Origin of the sequence: Proluteimonas luteida (genome assembly GCF_021191695.1) — a bacterium.
Lineage (GTDB): Bacteria > Pseudomonadota > Gammaproteobacteria > Xanthomonadales > Xanthomonadaceae > Luteimonas > Luteimonas luteida.
On record NZ_JAIWPT010000002.1, the window covers coordinates 1 to 23,257 of the forward strand.

18 protein-coding genes are annotated in these 23,257 nt (G+C 71.0%); 4 read left to right on the plus strand and 14 right to left on the minus strand.

The features are described 5' to 3' along the window. Positions 1-459: transposase (locus LDO26_RS02010; protein ID WP_232129408.1), on the plus strand; the 459-nt coding region annotated here is incomplete at its 5' end. Positions 460-510: 51 nt separating this feature from the next. Next, entirely contained in the window at positions 511-984 is a 474-nt protein-coding gene (locus tag LDO26_RS02015; RefSeq protein WP_232129409.1) for an NUDIX domain-containing protein, read from the plus strand. Between the two features lie 224 nt (positions 985-1,208). Here LDO26_RS02015 and tkt read toward each other — a convergent pair whose 3' ends face one another. From tkt to LDO26_RS02080, 13 genes are all read right to left on the minus strand, one after another. Beyond that, complete coding sequence (tkt, locus tag LDO26_RS02020) at positions 1,209-3,197, minus strand: transketolase (RefSeq protein WP_232129410.1); 1,989 nt, start codon at positions 3,195-3,197, stop codon at positions 1,209-1,211. Between the two features lie 141 nt (positions 3,198-3,338). Beyond that, entirely contained in the window at positions 3,339-4,760 is a 1,422-nt protein-coding gene (locus LDO26_RS02025) for a dicarboxylate/amino acid:cation symporter (protein WP_232129411.1), read from the minus strand. A gap of 174 nt (positions 4,761-4,934) precedes the next feature. Then, positions 4,935-6,650, minus strand: coding sequence for a BatD family protein (locus LDO26_RS02030; RefSeq protein ID WP_232129412.1), 1,716 nt, complete (start codon positions 6,648-6,650; stop codon positions 4,935-4,937). Further along, complete coding sequence (locus tag LDO26_RS02035; protein ID WP_232129413.1) at positions 6,647-8,461, minus strand: tetratricopeptide repeat protein; 1,815 nt, start codon at positions 8,459-8,461, stop codon at positions 6,647-6,649. Before LDO26_RS02035 ends, LDO26_RS02030 begins: the two co-directional genes overlap by 4 nt. Beyond that, positions 8,458-9,522 (minus strand): vWA domain-containing protein, encoded by a 1,065-nt coding sequence (locus LDO26_RS02040; RefSeq protein ID WP_232129414.1) that lies wholly within the window; start codon positions 9,520-9,522, stop codon positions 8,458-8,460. The genes LDO26_RS02035 and LDO26_RS02040 overlap by 4 nt, the downstream gene beginning before the upstream one ends. Beyond that, on the minus strand, positions 9,519-9,977 hold the full coding sequence (locus LDO26_RS02045; protein ID WP_232129684.1) for a DUF4381 family protein: 459 nt from the start codon (positions 9,975-9,977) through the stop codon (positions 9,519-9,521). The genes LDO26_RS02040 and LDO26_RS02045 overlap by 4 nt, the downstream gene beginning before the upstream one ends. A gap of 2 nt (positions 9,978-9,979) precedes the next feature. Then, positions 9,980-10,870 (minus strand): DUF58 domain-containing protein, encoded by an 891-nt coding sequence (locus tag LDO26_RS02050; RefSeq protein WP_232129415.1) that lies wholly within the window; start codon positions 10,868-10,870, stop codon positions 9,980-9,982. A 112-nt stretch (positions 10,871-10,982) separates the two neighbouring features. Then, positions 10,983-11,990, minus strand: a complete 1,008-nt coding sequence (locus LDO26_RS02055; RefSeq protein WP_232129416.1) for an AAA family ATPase — start codon at positions 11,988-11,990, stop codon at positions 10,983-10,985. A 171-nt stretch (positions 11,991-12,161) separates the two neighbouring features. After that, positions 12,162-14,039, minus strand: coding sequence for a type IV pilus secretin PilQ (locus LDO26_RS02060; RefSeq protein WP_232129417.1), 1,878 nt, complete (start codon positions 14,037-14,039; stop codon positions 12,162-12,164). A gap of 14 nt (positions 14,040-14,053) precedes the next feature. Then, on the minus strand, positions 14,054-14,593 hold the full coding sequence (locus tag LDO26_RS02065) for a pilus assembly protein PilP (RefSeq protein ID WP_435594015.1): 540 nt from the start codon (positions 14,591-14,593) through the stop codon (positions 14,054-14,056). Further along, a complete protein-coding gene (locus tag LDO26_RS02070; protein WP_232129418.1) occupies positions 14,593-15,267 on the minus strand; it encodes a type IV pilus inner membrane component PilO in 675 nt (224 codons plus the stop codon). Before LDO26_RS02070 ends, LDO26_RS02065 begins: the two co-directional genes overlap by 1 nt. Beyond that, positions 15,264-15,944, minus strand: a complete 681-nt coding sequence (locus LDO26_RS02075; RefSeq protein WP_232129419.1) for a PilN domain-containing protein — start codon at positions 15,942-15,944, stop codon at positions 15,264-15,266. The genes LDO26_RS02070 and LDO26_RS02075 overlap by 4 nt, the downstream gene beginning before the upstream one ends. After that, positions 15,944-17,002, minus strand: a complete 1,059-nt coding sequence (locus LDO26_RS02080) for a pilus assembly protein PilM (protein WP_343226146.1) — start codon at positions 17,000-17,002, stop codon at positions 15,944-15,946. The genes LDO26_RS02075 and LDO26_RS02080 overlap by 1 nt, the downstream gene beginning before the upstream one ends. Before the next feature lie 261 nt (positions 17,003-17,263). Here LDO26_RS02080 and LDO26_RS02085 point away from each other — a divergent pair, with 261 nt between their 5' ends. After that, the gene (locus LDO26_RS02085; RefSeq protein ID WP_232129421.1) at positions 17,264-19,801 is read left to right on the plus strand and encodes a penicillin-binding protein 1A; all 2,538 of its coding nucleotides are present in this window, start codon (positions 17,264-17,266) and stop codon (positions 19,799-19,801) included. An 89-nt stretch (positions 19,802-19,890) separates the two neighbouring features. Further along, a complete protein-coding gene (locus tag LDO26_RS02090; protein WP_232129422.1) occupies positions 19,891-20,544 on the plus strand; it encodes a hypothetical protein in 654 nt (217 codons plus the stop codon). 97 nt (positions 20,545-20,641) lie between these two features. On the opposite strand, the gene clpB is transcribed toward LDO26_RS02090, so the two are convergent. After that, positions 20,642-23,227, minus strand: coding sequence for an ATP-dependent chaperone ClpB (clpB, locus tag LDO26_RS02095; RefSeq protein ID WP_232129423.1), 2,586 nt, complete (start codon positions 23,225-23,227; stop codon positions 20,642-20,644). Positions 23,228-23,257 lie beyond the last annotated feature (30 nt).

The following is a 23,257-nucleotide window of genomic DNA, read 5'->3' on the forward strand; positions in this document are numbered from 1 at the left end:
GAGCAGCAGATCCGGAACATCGAGCGATTGCTCGCCGAACACATCGACAGTGACCCGGACCTGCGTGAGCGCCGCGACCTGCTCGACAGCATCCCCGGCATCGGCCAGACCACGGCCGCCGCCCTGCTGGCCTCGCTCGGCTCTCTGGCGCGCTACAGCGACGTCAGCCAGATCGTGGCCCATGCCGGCCTCAACCCGGCCCAGCGCCAATCCGGCAAGTACCAGGGCAAGGTCCGCATCTCGCGCATCGGCGATGCCGTCCTGCGTGCCAGGCTCTACATGCCGGCGATCGTGGCCAAACGCCACAATCCGGTCCTGGCCGCCTTCGCAGAGCGTCTGGCCGAACGCGGCAAGCCCGGCAAGGTCATCGTCTGCGCCGTCATGCGCAAGCTCCTCCACCTGGTCTGGGGCGTCCTGCGTTCGGGCAAGCCATTCGATCCCCAGCACGCCATTGCATAGGCCGCCGCAAGACGGTATCTACGCACCGACATGCCGGTGCAAGAATCGTCAATGCTCCCGATCACCAACGAACGCGGCGAATCGCTTGTCGCCATCCACACGGGCAGCGCCGGACTGCCGCCAGACCTGCCTGCCACATCCTTTGCCCTGGTCCTCGCCCGCCACGATGGCGACGTGCTGCTCGTGCGCAACAGGTCGCGCGGCGTCTGGGAGCTGCCCGGCGGCTGGATCGATCCCGGCGAATCCGCCGAGCGCTGCGCCCGCCGCGAACTGGCCGAAGAGTCCGGCCAGACGCCCGGCCGACTGCGCCTGGCGGCATGGCTGGTCCTGGACCGCCCGGATGGCGACGGACCGGCGCGCATCTTCGGCGCGCTGTTCCTGGCGCAGATCACGGACATCGCCGGTTTCGCCCCGACGTCGGAAATCGCCCGCCTGCTCTGGACGCCGGCCGCGCAGCTGCCAACCGGCATTTCGGCGATCGACGCGGCATTGATCGCGCGTTTCGCCGAGATGAAACCGGCCTGAGCGTTCTCCACCACAGCATGCCGCACGATCCGGAAGAAGCCCGGTGCGCACTTGGTGCCCGGGTCGGGAAGATCGGACGCATCGCCGCGTAGCCGCCGATACGCAGGCCGCAGGTCGGGCCACGCGCCCGACGCAGGCGCGCCCGTCTTCCGGCATCCCGTGCGTCGGGCGCGTTGGCCCGACCTACGCGATACGGATCCTTCCGTGCGATCGACGATCGCGCGTCACAGCGCCCTGGCCGCCTCGACGATCTTCTCGACGGTGATGCCGAAGTGCCGGAACAGCTGGTCGGCCGGGGCCGAGGCGCCGAAGCTGTCGATGCCGATGACGGCGCCGTCGAGCCCGACGTACGCGCGCCAGAAGCCGGTGACGCCGGCTTCGATCGCGACGCGCCTGCGCACGGCGCCGGGCAGCACCGACTCGCGGTACGCCGCATCCTGGCGGTCGAACACGTCGGTCGACGGCATCGACACCACGCGCACGCCGTCGCCGAGCTGCTCGGCCGCCTGCATCGCCAGGCCCACTTCCGAGCCGGTCGCGATCAGGATGACCTCGGGCGTGCCGGCCGAATGCTTCAGCACGTAGCCGCCGCGGGCGATGTCGGCCACCTGCGCGGCGTCGCGCGCCTGGTGCGGCAGGTTCTGGCGCGAGAACACCAGGCAGCTGGGGCCGTCGGTACGGGTGATCGCGGCCTTCCACGCCACCGCCGACTCGACCGCGTCGCAGGGGCGCCAGACGTCGTTGTTGGGGATGTAGCGCAACGACGCCAGGTGCTCGACCGGCTGGTGGGTCGGGCCATCCTCGCCGAGGCCGATCGAGTCATGGGTGTAGACGTGGATCGCGTGCGCGGGGATCAGCGCGCTCATGCGCACGGCGTTGCGCGCGTAGTCGCTGAATACCAGGAACGTCGCGTCGAACGGGATGAAGCCGCCGTGCAGCGCCAGGCCGTTGGCGATCGCGGTCATGCCGAACTCGCGCACGCCGTAGTAGACGTAGTTGGCGTTGGCGTCGGCGCTGGCCGCGGACCTGCTGCCCTTCCACAGGGTCAGGTTGGAATGCGCGAGGTCGGCCGAGCCGCCGATCAGTTCCGGCAGCAGCGGCGCGAAGGCCTCGATCGCCATCTGCGAGGCCTTGCGCGAGGCGATCGTCGGGCCTTCGGCCTGCAGCTTGCCGATGAACGCGTCGGCCGCCTCGACGAACCCGGCCGGCAGTTCGCCGTGCGAGCGGCGCACCAGTTCGGCGGCGGCTTCGGGATGGGCGTCGCGGTAGGCCTCGAACAACGCGTTCCATTCGGCCTCGCGTTCCAGGCCGGCGCGGGTCGCGCGCCAGGCCTCGCGGATCGCCTCGGGCACCTCGAACGGGCCATGGGTCCAGCCGAGCGCGGCGCGGGTGGCATCGGACTCGTCCTTGCCCAGCGGCGCGCCATGCGAGGATTCCTTGCCGGCGCGGTTCGGCGAGCCGTAGCCGATCGTCGTGCGGCAGCACACCAGCACCGGCCGGTCGTCACTGGACACCGCCTCGCTGATCGCGCGCGAGATCGCCTCGCTGTCGTGGCCGTCGACGCCGCGGATCACGCGCCAGCCGTAGGCCTCGAAGCGCGCCGGGGTATCGTCGGTGAACCAGCCCTCGGTGTTGCCGTCGATCGAGATGTGGTTGTCGTCCCAGAACGCGACCAGCTTGCCCAGGCCCAGGGTGCCGGCCAGCGACGCGGCCTCGTGCGAGATGCCTTCCATCAGGCAGCCGTCGCCCAGGAACACCCAGGTGCGGTGGTCGACGACGGCGAAACCGGGACGGTTGAAGCGCTGCGCCAGCAGGCGCTCGGCCAGGGCGAAGCCCACCGCGTTGGCGAATCCCTGGCCGAGCGGTCCGGTGGTGGTCTCCACGCCGGGCGTCTCGTGGCGCTCGGGATGGCCGGCGGTGCGGCTGTGCAGCTGGCGGAAGTTCTTCAGCTCCTCCAGCGGCAGGTCGTAGCCCGACAGGTGCAGCAGCGCGTACTGCAGCATCGAGCCGTGGCCGTTGGACAGCACGAAGCGGTCGCGGTTGAACCACTGCGGATTGCCGGGGTTGTGGCGGAGGAAGTCGTTCCACAGCACCTCGGCGATGTCGGCCATGCCCATCGGCATGCCGGGATGGCCGGACTTGGCGGCATCGACGGCGTCGATGGCGAGGAAACGGATGGCGTTGGCGAGTTCGCGACGGGTCGGCGTGGTCATGGACGGGCGGGCGGCGGCGGGGACGGGAGCCGGCTATTGTCCCATGCCCGCGGAATCGCTGCCGGTGCGGTGTCCGCCGCCGCACTCTGCCCACCACCGCCGCGCGACCGCGCGCGACGGCGGGGGTGCCCGCCGTGGCGCTCAGTGCGGCCCGGGCACCGCCGCGGCCGGGGTGCCGTCGACAGCGGCGCCTCCGTTGCCGTTTCCGTCCTCGTCCTCGTCGCGCTCGCCCTTCGACACCAGCGCGGCGATGCCGAGGTCGCCGGTGACGTTGACCGTGGTCCGGCACATGTCGAGGAAATGGTTGACGCCCAGCACCAGGCCGATGCCCTCGGCCGGCACCCCGACCATCGTGCAGATCAGCGCCACCACCGGCAGCGAGCCCGAGGGCACGCCGGCGGTGCCGATGCCGCCGAGGATGCAGACCAGCATCACCAGCACCTGCTGGCCGAACGACAGGTCGACGCCGAAGAACTGCGCCAGGAAGATCACCGTCACGCCCTCGAACAGCGCGGTACCGTTCTGGTTGGCGGTCGCGCCGATGGTCAGCACGAACCGCGAGACCTTGCGCGGCAGGTGCAGGTTCTCGTCGGCGACCCGCAGCGCGGTCGGCAGCGTGGCGTTGCTCGACGCGGTGGAGAACGCCAGCAGCATCGCCTCCTGCACGCCGCGGAAGAACTTCAGCGGCGACCAGCCGCCGACCAGGCGCAGCGCCAGCGAATAGGTCACCACCATGTGCAGCGCCAGCGCGCCGACCACGACCAGCACGTAGGCCCCGAGCCGGATCAGCAGGTCCCAGCCGAACACCACGGCGAGGTTGAACATGAAGCAGAACACCGCGATCGGGGCGAGCCGGATCACCAGGCCGATCAGCGTCATCGAGACCTCGAACAGGCCCTCGATGCCGCGCTTGAGCGTGGCGATCGCATCGGACCTCGGCGCCAGCACCAGGCCGATGCCGAACATCAGCGCGAAGAACATCAGCGCCAGGATGTTGGCGTTGTCCGAGGCCGCGCCGACCACGTTCTGCGGCACGATCGACAGCAGCATCTCCATGCCCTTGGCGCCGGTGCGGCTGTCGCTGACGATCGCGGCGGTGCGCTCGGCGCCTTCGCTGAGCAGTTGCTGCGCCAGCGCCGGATCGACGCCGGCGCCGGGCCGGAACAGGTTGACCATGACCAGGCCGACCAGCACCGCGATGCCCGACAGCAGCACCGTCCAGGCCAGCGTGCGCCAGCCGATGCGGCCCAGCGACGCGACGTCGCCCATCTCCGAGACGCCGACCACCAGCGCCGAGAACAGCAACGGCACGATCAGCATGAAGATCAGGCTCAGGAACAGCGTGCCCAGCGGCTGGGTGACATAGGCGACGAGGTTGTCGATCACCGGCCGGCAATGCCACGGCGCGGGATCGGCGGCGCAGGCGGCGGATGCCGGGTCGCCGAACGTCCAGGCCGACAGCCCGCTGTAATGCGCGACCAGGCCCAGGACCAGACCGGCGACGAAGCCGATGGCGATCTTCCAGTGCAGCGGCATGCGACGGCGCTCGGCGGTTGTCACCATGGGCGGATCTTTTCCTGAAGTCGGGAGTGGGAAATGCGCCGTGCCGCGCAACACGCTGGAGTCGCGACACGCATCGAATGCCAGACCCTAGCAGAAGCGGCCTCGCCCCAGAACCTGCCCGTGCCTCGATGTGCGCCACGCGGCCGCTGGATCGCCCCGCATCCGGCGCTGCGATCAGCGCTGCGGATACAGCGGCGGCAGGCCGGCCTGCAGCACCGGTGCGGCGGCGGCGGCGAGGTCGGCGCCATCCCGGAACGCCGCGCGCAGCCGCGCACGCGCGGCGACCACGTCGCCGCCGGCCCAGCGCGCCTGCTGCCACTGGTCGAGCGCGGCGCGCTGCTGCGGATCGCGCAGGCGCGCGCGCAGTGCATCGATCGATGGCGCCGGCGGCGACGTCAACGCACGCAGTGCCGCCGAGACCTCGTCCTGGCCGCCGGTCTGCAGCAGCTGCAGCAATGCACGATGCGGCGCAACCGGCGGTGACGTCGGAGAATACGGTGACGACGCGGCCGCGTCCGCCGCGACACTCGGCATTGCCGTGGGCCTGCGCCGGCGCAGACCGGCCCACAGCCACAGGCCCGCGACCAGCAGCGGGATGCAGGCAAGCACCGGCAGCGCGATACGGCCGCCACGCCACGCGCCGCCGCCGGCATCCGCGGCAACGCTATCCGGGCCCCTGGCGGCCGGCCTCGTGTCCACGGCGGGCATATCGGCGGAGCCGCTGCCCGGCGCCACGTCCAGCGTGACCATGGGCAGGGCCGTGGTCCGGGCGATGCCCGCGCGCGCGTCCCACCAGTCGATGCGCGGACCGGCGATGCGCAACGGGCCCGCATGCGAGGGCACGATCGAGAACCGCCGCCGCAGCAGCACCTGCGGGCGGCCATTGTCGAAGGTCTCGTCGAATTCCGCCGGCTCGGGGAATACCTGGGCACCGTCGACGTCGGGCAGGACCAGCTCGGGCAGCGGCGCGGCGGTGCTGCCGTCGTAGCGGACCTCGGCCACCAGCGTGGTCGCCTGTCCGACCCCGGCCGTATCCGGTGCGTCCAGCCAACGGCCATCGACCCCGTACAGCGGCAGCCACGGCTGCGGCGCGCCGGCCGGGATCGGCTGCACGTCGAGCACGCTCGGCGGCCCGTTGGCGTCGAGCCGGCGCGGGCCCCGGCTGAACGGGCTGCGGTCGAGCATGTCGCCGAACATGCCGCCACCGCCGATGCCGCGTCCCTCGAAACGCGCGCCGGGCACGGTCAGCGGCCCGCTGCGCTCGGGCACCAGCAGGAAGCGCCGCTCCAGCACCTGGTAGCGGGTTCCGCCGATGTCGCGCTGGTACTGGACGTCGCTGCCGACGCGCTGCAGCGTCGCACCGTCCGGCAGCGGCTGGTCGAGCTGCCCGGACACCAGTTGCGCGGCGTAGTACAAGCGCAGCGTGTAGCCCACCGCCTGCTGGACGTAGGGCGACTGCGCATCGACCTCGGATTCGATGAAGGCCGGCGCGCCGTCATGCGCCGCGGCGATGCGGGCCGGCGCGACGCTGAGCTGCAGCGGCGCGGTGGTCGCGTTCCCCAGCCGCAGCGCCGGCACCGTCAGCACGCCTTCGCGCCGCGGCCGCAACGCAACGGCATACAGCGTGCGCTCGCTGCGCCGGCCGTTGACCAGCTCGACCTGGCGCCGGCTGGTATGGCCGCTGGTCTCGAAATTGCGGTCGAGCGGCGTCCAGTCCGGTACATCCACGCCGGGCCCGGTGGTCTCGACGTTGAGCGTCGCGGTCTCGCCGAAGGCGATGCGGTCGCGATCGAGCCAGGCACGCACGCGGTCCTGCGCCGCGGCGCTGCCGCAGGCCAGCAGCGCAAGCAGCAACAGCCACGGCCAGCCACGGCGGATGCGTCGGCTCATGGCTGCGCACCCTGGCGGCGCTCGTGCTGCAGGCGGAACTTGGCCCGCAGCAATCCACCCGGATCGTCCGGCAGGCGACGCAGCGTTGCCGCATTGGCTTCGCGGCGCTCGCGCTCGGCGGCGGTCTCGCTGGGCGCATCGGTGGCTTCGGCGCCTTCCGAGCCCGGCTCGGCGCCGGCCTGGCCGGCATCGAGCGCACGCTGGATCTGCGCGCGCAGCTCGGCATCGGCAGCCTGCTGATCCTGCTGGCCTGCCGGCGTCCCGGGCTCGCTGCCGGCGTCGTCGGCATCGGGCTGGCCGGGCTCACCCCGTGGAGGCTCGGGCGCGGGCTGGCCGGACTGCGGCGGCGGGGATTGCGACGGTGGCGCCTGCGACGGCGCGCCCTCGCCACTGTCCCCGGGGGCGCCGCCGGAAGTGTCGTCGCCGGGCTGCGGTTGTCCGCGCGAATCCTGCCCTGCATTCCCTGGTGGCGGTTTGCGCGCCTTCGCGGCTTCCACCGCCTGCCGGTTCGCGATCGCGTCCTCCATGCCCGGCTGCAACGACAGCGCCTCGTCGTAGGCGCGGATCGCCTCGTCGTAGCGGCCGGCCTTGGCCAGCGCGTTGCCACGGTTGTAGGCGGCATCGGCGCCGGGCACGCCGCGCCAGCGCTGCACCGCCTCGTCGTAGCGACCGCCGCGGTAGGCCGCATTGCCCTGCTCGAGCTGCCGGTGCGCGGCCTGGTCGGCGCGCCGCCACAGCGTGCCGCGCGGCGCGTCATCGGCCGCCATGGTGTCGGGTGCAGGCGTTGGGCGCGACGCCTGCGCATGCGCCGGCTGCAGCGACAGGCCCGCGGCAAGCACCAGCACCGCGACCACGGCGCCACGCCGGAACGCCAGCAGGCCCAGCGCCAGCAACGGCAACAGCAGCCAGTAGCCTTCGTCGCGCCAGCTGCGCGCGCCGCTTTCGGACGTCGCAGGCGACGCGTTCCCGCCCGCCTGCGGATCCAGCACGTCCAGTGCGCGCAGGTCGGCGGGATCGGCGGTCATCGCGTGATAGCGGCCACCGCCGGCGCGGGCCAGCGCCTGCAGCGACGCGGCGTCGAGCCGCGCGAGGCCGTCGCCCGCGGGGTGTGGTGCGCCGGCCGGCGTCCCCACGCCCAGTGCCGACACCGTGTAACCGGCACGCCGTGCGGATGCGGCCTCCTGCACGGCATCGCCGTCGGCATGGTCGCTGACCAGCAGGATCTGGCCGCTGGATGCGCCCGCCTGCCGCAGCAACCGTGTCGCCTGGGCGATCGCACGGTCGCCGCGGCTGCCGTCGACCGGCATCACCGTCGGCGACAGGGCATCGAGATACAGCGCGACGTTGCGCACGTCGTCGGTCAGGGGCGCGACCGTGAACGCATCGTCGGCATAGGCCAGCATCGCCACCTGCCCGCCGCTGCGCTGCGCGAGCAGCGCCGCCAGCTTGGCGCGCACCTGCAGCAGCCGCGACGGCGGCAGGTCGCCGGCCTCGATCGACGACGACAGGTCCAGCGCGAGCACCAGCGGGACGTTCGCACCCTGCAACGGCTGCGCGGCCTGCCGCCATGCCGGCCCGGCCAGCGCCAGCACCACCAGCGCGCCACCGAGCAGCAGCGCCGACAGGGCCGCGATGCCGCGCCGCCCAGGCCCCGTCTCGACCAGGTGCGGCAGCAGGTGCGGATCGACGCTGTCGCGCCAGGCGTTGTCGGCGCGGCGCCGGGCCTGCCAGGCCCAGACCAGCAGCGGCAGGGCCAGCAGCAGCCACAGCCACTGCGGACGCAGGAAATGCACGGCATCGAACGCGGTCATCGCGCCACCTCCGCCACGTCCCCACCCCCGTCGTTGCCGTCGCCGCGCCCACGCCAGCGCCGCCACGGCAGCAGCGCGAGCAGCGCGACGACGGCGGCCGCGGCCAGCGGAACCGGATAGCGTTCGATCCGCGGCCGCAACTGCGGCCCTGGCAGCTCGACCGGTTCGAGCCGGTCGATCTCGGCATAGATGCCCGCCAGTTCGGCGGTGTCGCGCGCACGGAACGCGCGGCCGCCGGTCATGTCGGCGATCTCGCGCAGCACCGCCTCGTCGATCATCGGCTCGCCACCGAGCGGCATGCGGAAGCCGAACACCGACAGCGCGCCCTCGTCGCTGCCGAAGGCGATCGTGTGCACGCGCACGTCGGCATCGCGCGCCAGTTCGGCCGCCTTCAGCGGCGACAGCTGGCCGGCATTGTTGACGCCGTCGGTGAGCAGGATCAGCACCCGCTGGCCCTGCGGTTGCTGCTGCAGGCGCTTGACCGACAGCCCGATCGCGTCGCCGATCGCGGTCTCGCGGCCGACCAGGCCGACCACGGTGTCCTCGAGCTGCTGCTCGACGCTCGCGCGGTCGCGGGTCATCGGCGTCATCGCATACGCGCGCTGGCCGAACACGACCAGTCCGATGCGGTCGCCGTCGCGGCGCTCGAGGAAATCGGCGATCACCGCCTTGGCGGCGGTCAGGCGGTCGACGACGCGGCGGCCGATCAGCATGTCCTCCTCGCCCATGCTGACCGACAGGTCCACGGCCAGCATCAGGTCGCGCGCCGACTGCGGCGGCGCCACCGGCTCGCCAAGCTGCTGCGGGCGCGCCGCGGCGACGCACAGCAACGCCCAGGCCAGCCACAGCAGCCACGGCATGCCGGCGCCGCGCCCCGCGCTGCCGGAAGCCGCCAGCGTCGCCAGCGGGGTGCCGGCGGGCATGCGCAACGCGGCGCCGCGCGCACGCAGCGGCGGCGCGAACCGCCACACCAGCCAAGGCAGCGGGATCAGCAGCAACAGCGCCGGCCAGGCGAATCCGCCTGCGCCATCGGCCAGCCACGCGGACCACCACGCGCTCATCGCCGTCCCGCCATCAGCGCGGCGAAACGGCTGCGCGCGGCCGCTTCGACGGCGGCGACATCGACATCGCCGGCATCGCGCCGGAACGGGCCGTCGCGCAGTGCGGCGCCGATGCCATGTTCGAACACCGGCGGCCGCATGCCCCGGTCGAGGAAACGCAGCCAGTCGTCGCCCTGCAGGCGGTCCGCCTGCGGGTCGGCCCGCCGCGACGCGCGGCGCAGCAGCGCGGACATCGCCGCGAGCCGCGCCGCGGGATCGTCGATACCCGCCAGTTGCGCGTCGAACAGATCCCGGTAGCGGCGCAGCTGCCGGCGCCGGCGCCAGGCCAGCACGCCGATCGCGATCGCGGCCAGCAACAGCACCGCGGCCAGCAGCCACCAGCCGGGGGCCGGCGGCCACCACGACGGTGGCGGCGGCTGGTGGATGTCGCGCAGCACGAGATCCGGCGCCTGCATCGTCATGCCGCCTTGGGCCGTCCGAACAGCGGCAGCCAGGCATCGCCGGGCGTATCGGTCGACAGCATGGCCGCACGCACGCCGCGCGCATGCAGCATCGCCAGCGCGGCATCGAGCGGATCGGCGAACGCCTGCCGCCAGCGCGCGCGCTGCGGCGCGGCGGCGAGGTCCAGTTCGAGCCGGTTGCCGTCCTGGGTGAAGGCGAGCCGCCTGCGCGGCGGCTCGCGTTCCAGCGGGTCGCTGAGCAGCAGCACCAGCACCTCGTTGTGCGCGGCCAGTGCGGTCCAGCGTTCGGGCGCGATCGCGGCCACGCTGCCGGGGTCGGCCAGCACCAGCATCCGCGAGCCGGGGCGCAGCAGGCGCCGGGCATGGTCGAGCGCGACCGCGAGGCCCAGGTCGTCGGCCGGCGGCGCGGTGTACCAGCGCACCAGCGCGTCGAGTACGCGCAAGGCGCCGCGCGGGCCGTTGCCCGGCGGCACCGGCGGTTCGGACACGGTGCCGCGCAACGCGGCGATACGGTCGCCCTCGGCCACCGCGGCCCAGGCGGCGATCGCGCCGGCGCGCGCCGCCTGCACCGACTTGAAGCGTTGCCGGGTGCCGAAATACAGCGCCGGGGCAGTATCGGCGACGATCAGGCTCAGGCGTTCGCGCTCGACCTGGAAGGTCTTGGTATGCGCGCGCCCGGTGCGCGCGGTGACCCGCCAGTCGATGTGGCGGGCATCGTCGCCGGCCACGTACTCGCGCGACTCGGCGTATTCCATGCCATGCCCGCGCTGCAAGGCCAGCGCCTGCTGGCGCACGCCCGCGCTCGCCCGCCGCGCGCCGCCACGCCCACGCGGCACCGTCCGCAACGCGAGCAGTTCGGCCAGCGTGGGCACGATGCCCTCGTTCACGCGAGGCTACCCGTAGGAGCGCCCCTTGGGCGCGATGCGTTTTTCGACCTCCGGCGCGGCCAAGAGCATCGCGCCCAAGAGGCGCTCCTACAAAAGCAGCTCGCCGCACGGATCACGGCAACGGCACCTGGTCCAGCAGCGCGGCGACCAGGCGGTCGCCGTCCCAGCCTTCGGCCGTGGCCTCGTAGCTCGGCAGCACGCGATGGCGCAGCACGTCCGGCGCGATCGCGCGGACGTCGTCGGGGGTCACGAAATCGCGCCCGGCCAGCCAAGCGCTGGCGCGCGCGCAGCGCTCCAGCGCGATCGACCCGCGCGGGCTCGCGCCCCAGGCGATGCGCCGGGCCAATGCCGGGTCGTAGGGCGTGGCGTCGCGCGAGGCCAGCACCAGCTCGACCAGGTAACGCTCGACCGCCGGCGCCAGGTGCACCTCCAGCACTGCCCGCCGCGCCGCGAACACGGCCTCCAGCGGCAGGCGCTCGGGCACGGCCTCGTCCGCGTCCAGCAGCGCCAGCGCGCGCTCGCGCGCCAGCGCCAGGATGCGGATCTCCGCATCGGCCTCGGGGTAGCCGATGCGCACGTGCATCAGGAACCGGTCCAGCTGCGCCTCGGGCAGCGGGAAGGTGCCCTCCTGCTCGATCGGGTTCTGGGTCGCCATCACCAGGAACAGCTGCGGCAGCCGGTAGGTCTGCCGGCCGACGGTCACCTGGCGTTCGCCCATCGCCTCCAGCAGCGCCGACTGCACCTTGGCCGGCGCCCGGTTGATCTCGTCGGCCAGCAGCAGCGGATGGAAGATCGGCCCGGCCTGGAACTCGAAGCGTCCGTCCTGGGGCCGCCAGATCTCGGTGCCGGTCAGGTCGGCGGGCAGCAGGTCCGGCGTGAACTGCACCCGGGCGAAGTCCGCCTCCAGGCGCGCGGCCAGCGCACGGATCGCCGTGGTCTTGGCCAGCCCCGGCGCGCCCTCGACCAGCAGGTGCCCATCGGCCAGCAGCGCGACCAGCAGCCGGTCGACCAGCCGCGACTGGCCGATGATCTCGGTCGACAGGGCCTCGCGCAGCGCCGAGAACCGGGCATGCAGATCGGAGGCGTGCGGCTCGGCGGGATTGCCTGTGTCGGGGGACATGTCTCGGACCATTGTCGGCGCCCACTGCGCCAGGCCCAGTTTGACCGGTCCTGCCCGGCTTGGTTCAACCGCAGCGAAACGGGGCGCGCGCTGCGCCGGTTCCGGAGACGGGAGCAGGAATGGAAACGGGGCCCGAAGGCCCCGTTCGATGCAACTGCCGCAGTGGTCGACTCAACCCGCCGGACGCTGCGCGACCCGCATGACCTTCGGGGTCACGAAGATCAGCAATTCGGCTTTTTCCTTCTCACGGGTCCGGCTCTTGAACAGGTTGCCGAGGATCGGCAGATCGCCAAGGAACGGCACCTTCGACAGATCGTTGGTGTCACGGAACTCGTAGACGCCGCCGATCGCAACGGTCTGGCCATCGTCGACCAGCACCGCAGTCGTCACGTTGCGCTTGCTGATCAGCGGCACCCGGCCGATTTCGGAGTAAACCTCGTAACCTTGGATCTCATCTTTCTTGATGTCCATCGCCAGGAACACACGGCCGTCGTTGGTAATCGTAGGCGTGACCTTGAGCTCGAGCAGCACGTCCTTGAACTCGACCGTCGGAATACTATTGCTCTGGCCACCGGTCACAGTAATGTAGCCGACTTCCTGGCCTTGGCTGATCGTCGCCTCGCGCTGGTTGCTGGTGACGATGCGCGGATTGGAGATCACCTCACCGCGACCTTCGCGCTGCAGCGCAGACAGTTCGACGTTCCAGTCGATGCTATTGCCGAGGATGGTGAAGCCAAGCGCCGGCGCACCACCCTGCAGCGCCGGCAGACTGACATTGAGCCCGTTGCCGACACCGCCATTCGAGCCAAGGGCGCCACCGAAATCGACGCGGTCCGCACTGCCGCTGACCCCAAACTTGGCACCGATATCCCGCGCAAACGATTCGTTGGCGATGACGATACGGGCCTCGATGACCACCTGGTCGACCGGCTTGTCGAGCAGGTCCACCAGGCGCCGGACTTCAGCCACCCGCTGCGGGATGTCGATGACCAGCAGGGTGTTGGTGCGGCGGTCGAAGCTGATACTGCCGCGCGAGGACAGGAAGCCGCGGTTCTGCGAGTTGCCGCCACCGCCACCGCCACCGCCGCTCTTGCTCTCGTCGGTCAACAGCTTGGCCACGTCCTCGGCATTGCCGTAGCTGATCGGGATGTACTCGGTGACCATCTCCGCGCGCTCTTCGATCGCCAGGCGCGCATCCTCGCGGGCCTGCTCGAACTGCGCGATCTCGCTCTGCGGGGCCACCCAGATCACGTTGCCGCTGCGGCGCTTGTCCAGGCCCTTGGCCTGCAGCACGATGTCCAGCGCCTGGTCCCACGGCACGTTGGTCAGGCGCAGGGTCGCGCTGCCGCCGACGCTGTCGCTGGCGACGATGTTGAGGTCGGACTCGTCGGCGATCAGCTGCAGCACCGTGCGCACCGGGATGTCCTGGAAGTTGAACGTCACCGGGGAGCCGCTGTAGGCGCGCGCGCCCGGGATGTCGGCACTGGATGCCTGGCCCATCGTCGCCGCGGTGCTGGCGGCGCCGACCGCGCGGTCGGTGGCCGCGGCGCGCGGCACGATCTCGACGATGTAGTCGCGGCCGGTCTGGTAGGCCAGCGGTTCGAAGTTGCCCTGCGCGCTGAGCACGATCTGCGCACCGTCCGCCCCTTCGCGGGCGTCGATGCGCTGCACCGGCGTGGCGAAGTCGGTGACGTTCAGCGGCCGCTGCAGGCTGGCCGGCAGCGTCGCGCTGCCGAGGTTGACGATCACGCTGCCGCCCTGCGTGCGCAGGTCGGGCGCGGCGCCATCGCCGTCGAAACGCAGGATCAGCTTGCCGGAGCCGCCGTCGCCGCGCCGGAAATCGACGTCGGTCACCGACACCGCCGGTACCGCCGCGGTGGCCGCCTGGGCCATGGCAAAGGTGTGGCTGCCACCCTGCGCCGCCGCGGGCTGCGCCGCATGGACGCCCCCGAAGGCGGCGATCGAACCGATCGCCAGGCCGAGCAGTCCGGCCCGCATCGGGCTCCGGACGCGATTCGGCTGCGGGCGTCGCGCGTTGCTAACGGTCATCATGCTTCCCCTCATCATTTGTCTTCAAGCGCGATCGACGCAGGCCGTTCCAGCCAGCCGCCTGCCCCGTCGGGAACGAGTTCCACCAGTTCGATCCGGTCTGCACTGACCGAGGTGACCCGGCCGTCATTCTGTCCCAGGTAGTCACCCGGCGCGACGCGGTGGGTGATCTTGTCCGGCGCCAGCAGCAGCGCCACCATGCGCGGTCCCGTGTGCAGGGTGCCGACCATGCCCAGGCTGTCGAGCGGGAACTGCTCCAGCGTCTGCTTGCGGCGGTTCGAATCCGGGCGCGGACCGCTGCCGCTGTCGGCATCGGTGAACGCGTCGCTGAAGGGATCGCGGATCCCCTGCGCGGAGTACTCGAAGGTCTCGAACTGCTGCATCACCGGCAGCGGATCGAGCGGCGGCGCGGGCCGCATGCGCACCTCCTCGACCCACTGCTGCAGGTTCGGCGCACCGCCCGGCTTGCTGGTGATGCCGCGACCGCAACCGGTCGCCAGCAGCACGGCCGCGGCCATCGCCAGTGCACCGCCGATCTTGGGATTGATGCTCATCAGCGCGCTCCTCCGGCAGCCGCGGCGGCCTGCTCCTGCGCCGCGGTCTCTTCCTCGTCGAGGTAGCGGTAGGTCTTGACGGTACCGACCAGCTCGAGGCTCGAGTTCGGGCCGATCGCGGACAGGGTGTTGTTGCCGCCGCCACCGCGGGGCTTCAGCGAGATGTCGTGCATGGTCATGATGACCACGCGCGGCAGCGACGCGACGCCGCTGACGAAGGCGCCGAACTGGTGGTAGGTGCCGACCATGCGCAGCGCGATCGGCTGCTCGGCGTAGAACTCCTTGGGCGCCTCTTCGCCGGGCTTGAACAGGTCGTTCTGGATGCCGGTGGCGATCGCCGTCTGCGAGATGTCGGTGATCAGGTCGGGCATCTCGGTGCGGCTGGGCAGCTGGCGCAGCATCTGCTGCAGCTGCTGCTCCATCTGCGCGAGCTGCTGCTTGAGCGGCTCGAGGTTGGCGGCGCGGCCCTGCTTGGTCTCGAAGTCCTGGCGCAGCGTGGCTTCCTGCGATTCCAGGCTCTTGAGCTGGTCGCCCTTCTCGCGCGTCAGCACGTACCACAGCAACCCGAACACCAGCAGCCCGACCAGCACGCAGGCGCCGATCTTGTACTCCAGCGGCCAGGCGCCGGCATTGTTGATGTCCAGCTCGCGCAGCGACATTTTCTTCTTGCTCACGAGGCGGCTCCTTCATCGCTGGCGGCCGGAGCGGCGGGTTCCGCAGGCGTGGCGGCCGGATCGGCTGCATCTTCGGACGCGGCGGCCTCGGCCGGCCCGGTGTCCGTCTCGTCCGCGTCGCCCTCGGCCTTCTTGTCCGGCGTCGACAGCTGCACGCTGAGCTGGAACGAATACGGCAGGCCCGCCACGCCGTCCTTCGCCTCGATCACCGACAGCCGCGGGCTCTTCATCCAGCCCGAGCTCTCCAGGTTGCGCATGTAGTTGCTGACCCGCGCGTTGGACTGCGAACGCCCCTCGAGCGTCAGCGTCTGGCCTTCCTGCTTGAGCGAGGTCAGCAGCACGCCGTCGGGAATCGTGCGCACCAGCGAATCGAACAGGTGGACCATCTGCGAGCGGTTGCCCTGCAACTGCTCGATGACGTCCTTGCGCGCCAGCAGCCGGCCCTTCTGCCGGTCGAGCTCGTCGATCTCGGCGATCTGCTTGTCGACCTCGGCGATCTGCTGCTGCAGGAACGCGTTGCGGGCCTGCTGGCCGCTGATCTGGCCGTTGTAGTACATGTTGACCAGGAACCACAGCACCAGCCCCGCCAGTACCGCGAGGGCGATCATCATGCCGAACTCTTTCTGCCGCAGCTTGCGCCGTTCGGCGCGCCACGGGAGGAGGTTGATCCGTGCCATCAGTCGAAGCTCCTCAGCGCGAGGCCGCAGGCGATCATCAGCGCCGGGGCGTCCTGGGCCAGCGCATGCGCCTGGACGCGCGGCCCCAGCGTCATCTGCGCCAGCGGATTGGCCAGCACCGTCTGCACGCCGATCTGTTCCTCGACCATGTCGGCGACGCCGGGAATCGACGCGCAGCCGCCGGCCAGCACGATCTGGTCGACGCGGTTGAAATCGCTGCCGGCGTAGAAGAACTGCAGCAGCCGGCTGACCTGCTGGACCAGCGCCTCCTTGAACGGCTCCAGCACCTCGACCTCGTAGCTTTCCGGCAGGCCGCCCTGGCGCTTGGCCAGGCCCGCCTCCTCGTAGCTCAGCCCGTAGCGGCGCATGACCTCGTCGGTCAGCTGCTTGCCGCCGAACACCTGCTCGCGCGAATAGACGCTGCGGCCATGGCGAAGCACGTTGAGCGTGGTCATCGTCGCGCCGACGTCGACCAGCGCCACCACGCCGTCGGCCGGGATGCTCAGGGTGCCGGCGATCAGCGCGAACGCGTTCTCGACCGCGAAGGCCTCCACGTCGATGACCTTGGCCGTCAGCCCGCCCAGCTCCAGGGCCGAGGCGCGCAGTTCGACGTTCTCCGAGCGCGAGGCCGCCAGCAGCACCTGCACCATCTCGGCGTTGCCGGGCATCGCGCCCAGCACCTCGAAGTCGAGGTTCACTTCCTCGATCGGATAGGGAATGTAGTTGACCGCCTCCAGCTCGACCTGCGACTCCAGGTCGTCCTCGTCGAGGTCGGCCGGCATCGGGATGGTCTTGGTGATGACCGCCGACCCGGCGACGGCCGCCGCGGCGTGCTTGGCCTTCGAGCCCGAGCGCGAGACCGCGCGGCGGATCGCCTCGCCGACCGCCTCGACCTCGACGATGTTCTTCTCCACCACCGCGTTGGGTGGCAGCGGCTCCACCGCGTAGTGCTCGACGCGGTAGCGGTTGCCCGCCCGCGACAGCTGCAGCAGCTTGACCGCGGTCGAGCTGATGTCGACGCCGATGAGCGGCATCTGACCCTTTGAGATGAGACCCACGATATTCCCCTTTGCCACGGGCGCTTATGCGCGCCTCGTGTCCCGGCGCATTAGATAACGGACTTTGTGGCCGATGGCAACCATTGATGGGGGGGCGGACAACCGGAACTGCAAGCCCGGGCACACTTCCGGGGCAGGCGAACCCCGGTTTGACGCACCGCCCGCTGCCGGCCCGGCCGGGCAGTGGGGCGCGGGCGGGCCGGTCCCCTATACTTGCCCGCGATGAGAAACGACCCCGATACCGCAGGAAACCCGCCCCGCATGTCCCGATTCCGCCGTGTGCTGCGCTGGGGCCTGGTCGCCGCGCTTGTCCTTGCCATCCTCGGCGCGGTCGCCGCCGGCATCCTGTATGCCGCCGTCGCGTCGAAGCTGCCCGATGTCACCTCGCTGCGCGATGTCGAGATGCAGGAGCCGATGTACGTCTACGCCAGGGACGGCCGGCTGATCGCCCTGTTCGGCGAGACCCGCCGCTACCCGGTCAAGATCGAGGACGTGCCCGAGCGGCTCAAGCAGGCCTTCCTCGCCACCGAGGATGCGCGCTTCTACGAGCACGACGGCATCGACTACCGCGGCGTGGCGCGCGCGCTGTGGCTGCTGGCCACGACCGACGACCGGCGCGTGCCCGGCGGCTCGACGATCACCCAGCAGGTCGCGCGCCAGTTCTTCCTGAGTTCGGAGTACAGCTTCACCCGCAAGTTCGCCGAGATGCTGCTGGCGCGCAAGATGGAGCGGCAGCTGACCAAGGACCAGATCTTCGAGCTGTATCTCAACAAGAGCTTCTTCGGCAACCGCGCCTACGGCGTGGCCGCGGCCGCGGAGTTCTATTTCGGCAAGTCGCTGGACCAGCTGGAACTCGACGAGATGGCCTCGCTGGCCGCCATCCCCAAGTTCCCGTCGAGCGGCAACCCGATCAGCAACCCCGAGCGCGCCCGCGAACGCCGCGACGTCTACGTGCTGGCCCGGATGCAGGATCTGGGCTACATCAGCGCCGTGGAGGCCACCGCCGCGCGCGCGGTGGAGATGCATGCCCGGCCGCACGAACGCCCGATCGAGGTCTACGCACCCTACGTGGCCGAGATGGTGCGGCTGGAGATGGTCGCCCGCTACGGCGGCGACGTACTGACCAAGGGCTACCACGTCACCACGACGATCGACCCGACGATGCAGGCGGCCGCCGAGCTGGCCGTGCGCAGCGGGCTGGCGGCCTACGACCATCGCCACGGCTGGGTCAAGCCGGACCAGACCTTCGAGCTCGCCGCCGACGAGGACGCGGCGACGACCGCCGCGCGGCTGCGCGGCATTCCCGCGCAGGGCGGCCTGCTGCCGGCGATCGTGGTCCGCAGCGGCAACAACACCGCGGACGTCGTGCTCGCCGATGGCAGCACCGTGACCCTCGATGCGGCAGCGAGCCGCTGGACCGGCCGCAACCCCGCCGCGCTGCTCGCCCGCGGCGACCTGACCCGCGTGCGCCGGGTCGAGACCGCCGCCAAGGCGCCCGCCGGTGCGGACGCCGACGCGCCGCCGCCACCGCCGGTGGTGACCTGGCAGCTCGACCAGCTGCCGCGCGCGCAGGCCACGCTGGTGTCGATGGAACCGGACAACGGCGCGGTGCGCGCGCTGATCGGCGGTTTCAGCTTCGCCGGCAGCAACTTCAACCGCGCCACCCAGTCGCGGCGCCAGCCCGGCTCCAGCTTCAAGCCCTTCATCTTCGCCGCCGCATTCGAGAAGGGCTACAACCCGGCGTCGATCGTGCTCGACGCGCCGGTGCTGTTCCGCATGCGCCGCGGCCAGGACTGGCGGCCGCAGAACTCGGACGGCCGCTTCGTCGGGCCGATGCGCCTGCGCGAGGCGCTGGTGCAGTCGCGCAACCTGGTCGCGGTGCGCCTGCTCGATTCGATCGGCGTCGACTACGCGCGCGGCTATATCAGCGCGTTCGGCTTCGACGAGGCGCAGCTGCCACCGAACCTGTCGATCTCGCTCGGCACGCCGTCGCTGACGCCGATCGACATCACCCGCGGCTATGCGGTGTTCGCCAACGGCGGGTTCCGGGTCACGCCGTGGTTCATCGACGAGGTCCGCGACCGCGAAGGCACGCTGATCTACAAGGAGAATCCGCCGACCGCGTGCCGGACCTGCGCCAGCGGCGGCACGCCGGGCCAGCCCGCGACGCCGTCGACGGTCGTCGACGGCTTCGACCTGGGTCCCGCGCCGAGCGCGCCTGCGCCGCAGCCCGTCGCCACCGCCCCGGAGGTGCCGGCGGCGGCACCGGAAGCCGCGCCGGCAGCGCGCGAGGACGGCGCCGAACCGGTGCTGGCGCCGCGGGCGATCGACGACCGCATCGCCTACCAGATGATCTCGATGATGCGCGACGTGGTCCGCCGCGGCACCGGCAGCGCCGCGCGCGTGCTCGAGCGCGAGGACATCGGCGGCAAGACCGGCTCGACCAACGACCACCGCGACGCCTGGTTCTCCGGCTTCGGCGGCAACCTGGTGACCTCGGTCTGGGTCGGGCGCGACGACAACCGCTCGCTCGGCTACCGCGAGTACGGCGGCCGCGCCGCGCTGCCGATCTGGATCGACTTCATGCGCGTCGCGCTGGCCGACGTGCCGCTGGCGCAGAACGAGCCGCCGGACGGCATGGTCCGGGTCGCGGTGACCGCGGGCGGCCGGCTGCTGCCGACCACGTCCGAAGGCGGCATCATCGAGTACGTGAAGGCCGAGGACCTGGAACGCATGGAGTCGGAGATCGACCTGCAGATGGACGACATGCCGGCCGAGGAGGCGTTCGACATCTTCTGATGTGAACGTCCCCGATGCGAAGCGACGGGCCTGCATTGACCCGTCACGCCGAATGCGTACAGTCGGGGCAGGTCATCGAGGGGAATGGCATGCATCGCGCCCATCAGCATGCGCAGACGCGCACCCGCGAACGCCGCCACCGTCTCGCCCACGAGGCCGCCCGGCTGATGGCCGAAGGCGGGATCCGCGACTTCCGCCAGGCCAAGCACAAGGCCGCCGAGCGGCTGGGCATCCACGACGACGCCTCGCTGCCGCGCAACCGCGAGATCGAGGACGCGCTGCGCGAGTACCAGCGGCTGTTCCTCGGCGACGCGCAGGTCGCGGCGCTGCGCGAGCGCCGCGAGGCGGCACTGCGCGCACTGGAGTTCTTCGCCGGATTCTCGCCGCGCCTCGTCGGCGCGGTGCTGGAAGGCACCGCGGACGCCAACACGCCGGTACAGCTGCACCTGCACAGCGACGATGCCGATGCGGTTGGCCGGTTCCTCGACGGCCATGGCATTCCCGCCGACGCCCGCGACCGGCAACTGCGGCTCGACCGGGCGCGCAGCGCGGACTTCCCGGTCTGGGTGTTCAGCGCCGACGGCCTGGCGTTCGACCTGACGGTGCTGCCGCACGACGCGTTGCGCCAGGCACCGCTGTCGAGCGTCGACGAAAAGCCGATGCGCCGCGCCTCGGCGGCGCAACTGCGTGCGCTGCTCGCCGACGGGGAGATCGCCGCCTACGAAGGCAGCGCCCGCATGTAAAAGGCGGGGCTCGACCCGCCTGTACGGTTTGTTCCTTCCGGATTGCGCCGGACGCGGTGGCCCACGGCGGTCGAGACCCGCCCCACAGTTCCGGCGCTCAGCCCTTGTCGAACACCAGCTGGCCGCCCGCGGCATCCACCTTGACGGTATCGCCGCTGGCGAACTCGCCGGCCAGCAGGCGCTGGGCCAGCGGATTCTCCAGCTGCGCCTGGATCGCCCGGCGCAGCGGGCGCGCGCCGTAGACCGGGTCGAAGCCGACGTTGCCGAGCAGGTCGAAGGCCTTGTCGCCGACCTCGATGCGGATGCCGCGCTCGGCCAGCCGCTGTTCCAGCCCGTGCATCTGGATCCGCGCGATCTGGCGGATCTGCACCTTGTCCAGCGGGTGGAACACGACGATGTCGTCGAGCCGGTTGATGAACTCCGGGCGGAAGTGCGCCTGCACCACGCCCATCACCGCGGCCTTCATCTGGGTGTAGGCCTCGGGAGAGTCGTCGCCGGCAAGCTCCTGGATCTGGTGCGAGCCGAGGTTGGAGGTCATCACGATCACGGTGTTGCGGAAATCCACCGTGCGGCCCTGGCCATCGGTCAGGCGGCCGTCGTCGAGCACCTGCAGCAGGATGTTGAACACGTCCGGATGCGCCTTCTCGACCTCGTCGAGCAGGATCAGCGAATACGGCCGCCGACGCACCGCCTCGGTCAGGTAGCCGCCTTCCTCGTAGCCGACGTAGCCCGGAGGCGCGCCGATCAGGCGGGCCACCGAGTGCTTCTCCATGAACTCGCTCATGTCGATGCGGATCATCGCGTCGCTGCTGTCGAACAGGAAATCGGCCAACGCCTTGCACAGCTCGGTCTTGCCGACGCCGGTCGGGCCCAGGAACAGGAACGAACCGCTGGGACGGTTGGGATCGGACAGGCCCGCGCGCGAGCGCCGCACCGAGTCGGACACGACCTTGATCGCCTCCTCCTGGCCGACCACGCGCCGGTGCAGTTCGTCCTCCATGCGCAGCAGCTTGTCGCGCTCGCCCTCGAGCATCCGGTTGACCGGGATGCCGGTCCAGCGGCTGACGACCTCGGCGATCTCCTCGGCGGTCACCCGGTCCTGGACCAGCTTGAATTCCTTGTGCTCGACCTCGTTGGCCGCGGCCAGCTGCTTCTCCAGCGACGGCAGCAGGCCGTACTGGATCTCGCTCATCTTCGCGTAGTCCTGCGCGCGCTGCGCGGCTTCCAGGTCGACCCTGGCCTGCTCGATCTGCTCCTTGATCTTCGTCGCGCCCTGCAGCGAGGCCTTCTCCGACTTCCAGATCTCGTTGAGGTCGGAGAACTCGCGCTCGAGCGTGTCGATGTCCGACTCCAGGTCGGCCAGGCGCTTCTTCGACGCATCGTCCTTCTCCTTCTTCAGCATCTCGCGCTGGATCTTGAGCTGGATCAGGCGCCGCTCCATGCGGTCGAGTTCCTCCGGCTTGGAGTCGATCTCCATGCGGATGCGCGAGGCGGCCTCGTCCATCAGGTCGATGGCCTTGTCGGGCAGCTGGCGGTCGGTGATGTAGCGGTTGGACAGCGTGGCCGCGGCGACGATCGCCGGATCGGTGATCTCCACGCCGTGGTGGACCGCGTAGCGCTCCTTGAGCCCGCGCAGGATCGCGATCGTGTCCTCGACCGTCGGCTCGCCGACATAGACCTTCTGGAAGCGGCGCTCCAGCGCGGCATCCTTCTCGATGTACTGGCGGTACTCGTCGAGCGTGGTCGCGCCGATGCAGTGCAGCTCGCCGCGGGCCAGCGCGGGCTTGAGCATGTTGCCCGCGTCCATCGCGCCGTCGCCCTTGCCGGCGCCGACCATGGTGTGCAGCTCGTCGATGAACAGGATGATCTGGCCCTCGTTCTTCGACAGGTCGTTGAGCACGGCCTTCAGCCGCTCCTCGAACTCGCCGCGGAACTTGGCGCCGGCGATCAGCGCACCCATGTCCAGCGACAGCACGCGCTTGCCGCGCAGGCCTTCCGGCACCTCGCCGTTGACGATGCGCTGGGCCAGGCCCTCGACGATCGCGGTCTTGCCCACGCCCGGCTCGCCGATCAGCACCGGGTTGTTCTTGGTCCGGCGCTGCAGCACCTGGATCGTGCGGCGGATCTCCTCGTCGCGGCCGATCACCGGGTCGAGCTTGCCGCTCTCGGCGCGCGCGGTCAGGTCGATGGTGTATTTCTCCAGCGCCTGGCGGGCGTCTTCCGCGTTCTCGTCCTGCACCTTCTCGCCTCCACGCACCTTGTCGATCGCCGCTTCCAGCCGCGCCTTGTCGGCGCCGGCCGCCTTCAACGCCTTGCCGGCGTCGCCGTGGTCGTCGAGCGCGGCGAGCAGGAACAGCTCGGACGCGATGAACGCATCGCCCTTCTGCTGCGCCAGCTTGTCGGTGACGTTGAGCAGGCGGCCGAGGTCGTTGCCGACCGAGATGCTGCCGGCCTGGCCGGACACCTTGGGCAGCTTGTCCAGCGCCTCGACCAGCCGGTCGCGCAGCACCGGCACGTTGACGCCGGCCTGCGCCAGCAACGGCCGCGTGCCGCCACCGGACTGGTCGACCAGCGCCAGCAGCAGGTGCGCCGGCTCGATCATGTTGTTGTCGCGGCCCACGGCCAGCGACTGCGCGTCCGCCAGCGCCTGCTGGAAACGCGATGTGAGCTTGTCCATCCGCATGGGAGACCCCTCGAATATCGAACGTGTCCG

Excerpts from the sequence above, each read along its gene's own strand:
- LDO26_RS02015 (WP_232129409.1), top strand. The coding sequence starts at position 511 with ATGCTCCCGATCACCAACGAACGCGGCGAATCGCTTGTCGCCATCCAC.
- tkt (WP_232129410.1), bottom strand. The coding sequence starts at position 3,197 with ATGACCACGCCGACCCGTCGCGAACTCGCCAACGCCATCCGTTTCCTC.
- LDO26_RS02025 (WP_232129411.1), bottom strand. The coding sequence starts at position 4,760 with ATGGTGACAACCGCCGAGCGCCGTCGCATGCCGCTGCACTGGAAGATC.
- LDO26_RS02030 (WP_232129412.1), bottom strand. The coding sequence starts at position 6,650 with ATGAGCCGACGCATCCGCCGTGGCTGGCCGTGGCTGTTGCTGCTTGCG.
- LDO26_RS02035 (WP_232129413.1), bottom strand. The coding sequence starts at position 8,461 with ATGACCGCGTTCGATGCCGTGCATTTCCTGCGTCCGCAGTGGCTGTGG.
- LDO26_RS02040 (WP_232129414.1), bottom strand. The coding sequence starts at position 9,522 with ATGAGCGCGTGGTGGTCCGCGTGGCTGGCCGATGGCGCAGGCGGATTC.
- LDO26_RS02045 (WP_232129684.1), bottom strand. The coding sequence starts at position 9,977 with ATGCAGGCGCCGGATCTCGTGCTGCGCGACATCCACCAGCCGCCGCCA.
- LDO26_RS02055 (WP_232129416.1), bottom strand. The coding sequence starts at position 11,990 with ATGTCCCCCGACACAGGCAATCCCGCCGAGCCGCACGCCTCCGATCTG.
- LDO26_RS02060 (WP_232129417.1), bottom strand. The coding sequence starts at position 14,039 with ATGACCGTTAGCAACGCGCGACGCCCGCAGCCGAATCGCGTCCGGAGC.
- LDO26_RS02065 (WP_435594015.1), bottom strand. The coding sequence starts at position 14,593 with ATGAGCATCAATCCCAAGATCGGCGGTGCACTGGCGATGGCCGCGGCC.
- LDO26_RS02075 (WP_232129419.1), bottom strand. The coding sequence starts at position 15,944 with ATGGCACGGATCAACCTCCTCCCGTGGCGCGCCGAACGGCGCAAGCTG.
- LDO26_RS02085 (WP_232129421.1), top strand. The coding sequence starts at position 17,264 with ATGTCCCGATTCCGCCGTGTGCTGCGCTGGGGCCTGGTCGCCGCGCTT.
- LDO26_RS02090 (WP_232129422.1), top strand. The coding sequence starts at position 19,891 with ATGCATCGCGCCCATCAGCATGCGCAGACGCGCACCCGCGAACGCCGC.
- clpB (WP_232129423.1), bottom strand. The coding sequence starts at position 23,227 with ATGCGGATGGACAAGCTCACATCGCGTTTCCAGCAGGCGCTGGCGGAC.